Source organism: Enterobacter cloacae complex sp.6700776, assembly GCF_048284255.1.
In the GTDB taxonomy this organism is placed as follows: domain Bacteria; phylum Pseudomonadota; class Gammaproteobacteria; order Enterobacterales; family Enterobacteriaceae; genus Enterobacter; species Enterobacter intestinihominis.
This window is the reverse complement of sequence record NZ_JBLVYK010000354.1, coordinates 1-205: the sequence shown is the minus strand read 5'-3', so window position 1 is coordinate 205 and position 205 is coordinate 1. Positions and strand designations below refer to the sequence as shown.

The 205-nt window shown below is 48.8% G+C and carries 1 rRNA gene; it reads right to left on the bottom strand.

Annotated features, from left to right (window positions below):
* Positions 1-126 precede the first annotated feature (126 nt).
* Positions 127-205: ribosomal RNA gene (locus tag ACNQ0T_RS24600) — 16S ribosomal RNA — on the bottom strand; the annotation flags it as partial.

Here is a 205-nt window from a genome sequence, read left to right as displayed (position 1 = left end):
AACCACCGACCTCACCCTTATCAGGGGTGCGCTCTAACCACCTGAGCTACAAGCCTGCAGAGATTTTTTACTGCTGTTTTTCATCAGACAATCTGTGTGAGCACTGCAAAGGCAGGTTCTTTAAGGTAAGGAGGTGATCCAACCGCAGGTTCCCCTACGGTTACCTTGTTACGACTTCACCCCAGTCATGAATCACAAAGTGGTA